The following is a 231-nucleotide window of genomic DNA, read 5'->3' as shown; positions in this document are numbered from 1 at the left end:
TACAGGTGCACGTCGACGCCCAGCTTGTACTGCAGGCCGGTGCGGAAGTACTGGCGGTAACGTCCGAGGCCTTCCAGCACGACCCCACCCATCGGGTCGAGGTAGATCTCCTTGGCCTGCGCGGCCAGCAGGTAATGCCACTGGCTCATGTTGTCGCAGTAGGCAACGATGTCCTTGCCCGACGCGCGCAGTTCCTGCAGCGACGCGGCTACATCACGCATCGAGGCAAAA

At 62.8% G+C, this 231-nt stretch carries 1 protein-coding gene; it reads right to left on the bottom strand.

Features of this window, described 5'->3' with window-relative positions:
• Nucleotides 1-231 (bottom strand): S49 family peptidase (locus ACQG3P_RS25075; RefSeq protein WP_426806554.1); only part of this gene is annotated, 231 nt, incomplete at both ends.

Source organism: Stenotrophomonas sp. SrG (assembly GCF_050031795.1).
Taxonomy (GTDB): domain Bacteria; phylum Pseudomonadota; class Gammaproteobacteria; order Xanthomonadales; family Xanthomonadaceae; genus Stenotrophomonas; species Stenotrophomonas rhizophila_A.
The sequence above is the reverse complement of the archived record's forward strand: the minus strand, read 5'-3'. Positions and strand labels throughout refer to the sequence as shown.